Genomic DNA, 4,497 nt, shown 5'->3' on the forward strand with positions numbered 1-4,497 from the left:
CGATTAGAGAAGCAGCATAATTTACGGTATGTGTCATTTGGAATGATGTTCCCCCTGCAGATCAATTAAATAATCGTACAACATGAATAATAATAACTAGAGAGACAGGGCAGGGGAAACTTATCCTTTTCGTCAGGGTGCCAGGACGCATGATCAAGGCTAACATGATGATCATGCGTCCGAAGAGATCCCTCGCCACAGGAACAATGATCAAGAGGAATTAGCGCCTTCCTTATCAGCAAATAATCAGAAAACAAACGGATCTTCATCGGATCAATGATCAAGTGTGATTTAAGCTCGGAAGCATGTAAAAATAGCGCATAATTACGGGGGATTGCAGATGGAATAGGGGCTGAGCAAGATACCTAGTACATAACAAGTAAAATTTAAAACACACCAAATAACAAAACCTTCTTCAATACGCTCTTGATCATGCTTTCGACACACTCTCACTCCTTATAATAGAAGCCGTTAAAAGAGTTATTTGTCATTTCAATTCGTGTTTATGCCAAAATCGACTTTGAAAGAACATTTAATGCACTTCCTTGATCATCTTTCCAAAGAAAAACCAAGCCCATATTCTTCATCTAGCTCAAATAAAATAATCACTTCAACTCATCATGTGGATAAGTTGTACATGAGCCATGATCATGCTTTAAGAAAGTGTTTGATCATTGATTCAGTCGTCTGATGATCATCGTTCGGAATGTGATTGATCATGCTTTCTTCTCTACAATGATCATGTTTTCAGTTTTCTATGATCATGCTTCTGAAGGGGATTTTTTTTTATCCCTATAAAACAATCAATTAGGCTGCTCATTAAGGCCTGATCATTAGATCATATAAGCAATATAGATCAGAATAATCAAAAAGATCAGTTATTTAAAAGCAATAAGTTTTTCTTTATTTATGATCTCTTTTTCTTTATTCTATTGGAACTATAGCGATATTACGGCTAGTGTGATACGGATCTAATAATGAACGCAGACGAAAAAATATTGATCAAAGCACCAAGGAGCCACAAAGATGGGCATCTTTTTGAAGTTTCAGAAACTGCTGTTGATTGGGTTGATCAATACCAACATTTTAAAGGTGTTACCAAAAGTATCGTTGAACTTCTTAACCTGATCTCATTAAGAGGTTTTCGCAGCCAAGATGGGCTAGTCTCGACAACAGAGTTAATTGAAGCAACCGATGGCCAATTGACCAGAGCGGCTATTCAGCAACGGCTGCGTGCTGCAGTAAGTATTGGTTTATTTAAACAGATCCCGGTGAGATTTGAAGAAGGTTTAGCTGGCAAAACAATGCTGCATAAATTTGTTAACCCAAATAAGCTCATCTCTGTGCTTGGTTCAACCAGTCTGGTAACTGAATCAGTAAAACAGACAGAAAAACGCAAGCGTTCAAAAGCGCTGGCTCAAACTCAGGTCAATAAGCGTTTGTTGACAGAGCATGGGCTAAATATTCCACCAGCGATGAAAGACGAAGCGGATCAGTTTGTAGTTTCACCCACCAATTGGGCTGGGATCATTGATCAAGCATTAGCTCCACCGAGAACTCGTAAAAGCTACCAGAAATCAATGGTATCGATTTCTGGTACCCGTGCGATCATTGAAACTCGTTCTTCCAAAAATATCATGACAGTCGATGATCTAATGACACTGTTTGCACTGTTCACCTTAACGGTGCAATACCACGATCACCACCAAGAAGATTACCAACTTAATACCAAACACACACCGAATAAAACCCCATTGTACATTACTGACATTTTGTCGCTTCGCGGTAAAAAAGATAGTGGCCCAGCAAGAGATTCTATTCGCGATAGTATTGATCGGATTGAATTTACAGACTTCCAACTGCATGAGTTAACCGGCCGTTGGCTGAGTGAAAACATGCCAGAAGGATTTAAGAGTGATCGTTTTCGGTTCCTAGCAAGAACGATCACCGCTTCTGAAGAAGCGCCAACGGAAGGGGCTGATGGTGAAATTAGGATCAAACCTAATTTGTACATTTTGGTGTGGGAGCCTTCATTCTACGAAGAGTTACTCACTCGCGATTACTTTTTCTTGTTTCCACCAGAGATCCTAAAGCAACATACGTTGGTCTTCCAACTCTACTCCTATTTTCGCAGTCGCATGTCGCGTCGCCATACCGACAGCATGCTACTGAGTGAATTGAACCAAAAGTTGGCCCGTAATATCGAATGGCGTCGTTTTTCGATGGATCTTGTCCGTGAGCTAAAACGATTATCGGAAGGAAAGGGCAGCGATTCGTTATTTGTCGTGAATCTTTGGGGCTATCATTTGACGGTCACCACACTGGTGGATAAAGAAAAAGTGATGGATTACCAAGTCGACATTAAATGCGATGTGGAAGAAGTCCTGCGCTACTCGCGCGCTCGTACCACCAATGCAGGCAAACGCAACATGGCTCCAACGTTGCCTAACCCACTGCGCAATGAGATGGTTTCGAAGCAAAAACTAGAAGAGCTTTCTGAGATCATTGATGGTGAATTTGAACCTATTCAACGTAAAGCGCCGTCTCCAAAGGGTAAGCTGGGACGAAGAGTTAAGCAGCGCAAACACCTAGTAGAGATCAATGCCGATGAAATTACGATTACCTTATCTAAATATACCTCTCCAGAGGCCCTAGAACGCAGTATAACGGCGTTATCAGCAATGACTGGGCATCCACCATCCTCTATCAAGGAAGAGTGTACAGAGCTGATTGATAAGCTGGATTGGCTGAGGGTTGGAAATGAGGCGATCTCTTATGAGACGTTAAGTAAATTGATCGAGCTCTATAACACGAAAAACGAGAATAAACATTTATCGATCGAACGTTTGATCTCGGGTCTCGCGGTACGCCGCAAAGTGTGCAAGCAAGTGTACGAGGGGCATTTAGATGAATCCGTATTCCGGGCACTTGATGAAGTCGCTATTGGTATTTAAAAGGTATTTAAAACCAATTTACAACACAACCTTGACATGTAGCTGACATTTTGTTTTAGAAGGTTCGTTAGTATAGGAAACGAATAGACAACCTTTTGTCCTATCTGATGAATTAATAGATTGGCTCATATATGTTTTTAGCGAGTTATATAACTCGCTATTTTTTTATCTGTTGATCCCTGCAATCAATTAATACCCTCGCTTTATACCTTGATCATCGTTCCACGCGTAATATGCAAGAAATCGAACATGAGCATCAATTAAACTTCGGGATAAGGCCTCATCAACGTGCTGTTGGTTGAGATGCTCCAAACTCAGTACCATCAACTGCTGCATCCGTTTTATACACCAAGATTTTAACTCAAGTTCACTACTCGGCTCCGAGACACAACGCTGAAAACGAGCGTAAGCAAGCTGCAGATATTGGAAGGCAAGCTCACCGTCAATGAGCTTGTAGTACTCATATTGGCGCAGGCAAGCATCAAGCCAACAAGCAATTGCTTTACTTTGATCATCACTCAGATCCGGCCCCCAGATCTCTTGTGGAGCATTAAGGATCAGAGGTTGTAATTGAGCCACCTGGTCATAGCGCTTGTTCAGATGCCATTGATGGATCTCGGTTAACCAGTCGTGAAGCTTACACATCGCGTCTTACCTACAACTTTAAATGTATTAACTACAGTCTGGTGCATTTCAAGCTTATTTGCCAAACAGAAATGGGGAACCATGTGCTAAAAATCAGCACATTGAAAGAGCGTGGGGTAGGGGGGACTGCGATAGTATGCACCAGTATAAAATGAGCGCTAAAACGATTGAATTCATGTACGCAATATTTAAATTTAGCCTCGTCTAGCAAGGTTGGCAAAGTAATATTAATAGTTTTAAAAATAAGGTTTCTAAACCATCGCCAAAATCACAATATGGACGAAATATGCTTAACAAATCAAATGTCGTTTGCTACAGATTACATGTCCCTTACGTGGTTTGTTCGGAGGTAACAATGTCCATAAATTCTATTGACCATGACGAAATGACTGATATTGCAAATAAGTGGGACTTCACGGAAGAAGTAGAAACTCAAAAACCAGTTAAAAACCTTAAATCAGCCGAAGCTCGCCGTCGTATTGAAGCATTAAGAGAGATTCGAGAAAGTGGTTTAACCATTGAAGAAGCGAAGGAGCTAGGCATACTTCACTGACGAGTTCTCACCATTAATCCCCTAAGGGTGGCGCATAGCCCTGTCTCTTGATCACAAGTCTGGTGAATCAAGAGACTTAGCCAGTTCATACCCTTCAAGGATGGTTTGTAACCTAAACCATCCTTGCCATAATGTCTTTATAGAAGCACGACCCGTTCGCTTTGTATTCTTCCAACCCCCTAATCGAGCAATACCTCTGTAAGCCCATGATATGTCCGGAGCTTCCTTCGGTAGCCCTTTTCTTTCTAGCTTTAGCCACATTAGCTTCCATGCTTTGCCTTTTAATATCGGCTCACAACTGCTCTTAGATAACTCATCTGATTCATTCATAAATCTCAACTGGAG

4 protein-coding genes are annotated in these 4,497 nt (G+C 41.2%); 2 read left to right on the forward strand and 2 right to left on the reverse strand.

Annotated features, from left to right (window positions below):
* Positions 1-977 precede the first annotated feature (977 nt).
* Positions 978-2,954: a replication initiator protein RctB domain-containing protein gene (locus AACU59_RS03440; RefSeq protein ID WP_017043500.1), complete on the forward strand. Its 1,977-nt coding sequence runs from the start codon at positions 978-980 to the stop codon at positions 2,952-2,954.
* Between the two features lie 189 nt (positions 2,955-3,143).
* Here AACU59_RS03440 and AACU59_RS03445 read toward each other — a convergent pair whose 3' ends face one another.
* Positions 3,144-3,599 (reverse strand): hypothetical protein, encoded by a 456-nt coding sequence (locus tag AACU59_RS03445; RefSeq protein ID WP_013868228.1) that lies wholly within the window; start codon positions 3,597-3,599, stop codon positions 3,144-3,146.
* Positions 3,600-3,954: 355 nt separating this feature from the next.
* On the opposite strand from AACU59_RS03445, the gene AACU59_RS03450 reads away from it, so the two are divergent.
* On the forward strand, positions 3,955-4,152 hold the full coding sequence (locus tag AACU59_RS03450; protein WP_017043498.1) for a PA3496 family putative envelope integrity protein: 198 nt from the start codon (positions 3,955-3,957) through the stop codon (positions 4,150-4,152).
* Between the two features lie 51 nt (positions 4,153-4,203).
* Here the strand turns inward: AACU59_RS03450 and AACU59_RS03455 are convergent.
* On the reverse strand, positions 4,204-4,497 hold a 294-nt coding region (locus tag AACU59_RS03455; protein ID WP_272925441.1), incomplete at its 5' end, for an IS4 family transposase.

The organism is Vibrio sp. V23_P3S9T160 (genome assembly GCF_963886625.1).
Classification (GTDB): Bacteria; Pseudomonadota; Gammaproteobacteria; order Enterobacterales; family Vibrionaceae; genus Vibrio; species Vibrio anguillarum.

Bases quoted from the DNA above. Each gene is read 5' to 3' on its own strand.
- AACU59_RS03440 (WP_017043500.1), top strand. From the start codon at position 978: ATGAACGCAGACGAAAAAATATTGATCAAAGCACCAAGGAGCCACAAA.
- AACU59_RS03445 (WP_013868228.1), bottom strand. From the start codon at position 3,599: ATGTGTAAGCTTCACGACTGGTTAACCGAGATCCATCAATGGCATCTG.
- AACU59_RS03450 (WP_017043498.1), top strand. From the start codon at position 3,955: ATGTCCATAAATTCTATTGACCATGACGAAATGACTGATATTGCAAAT.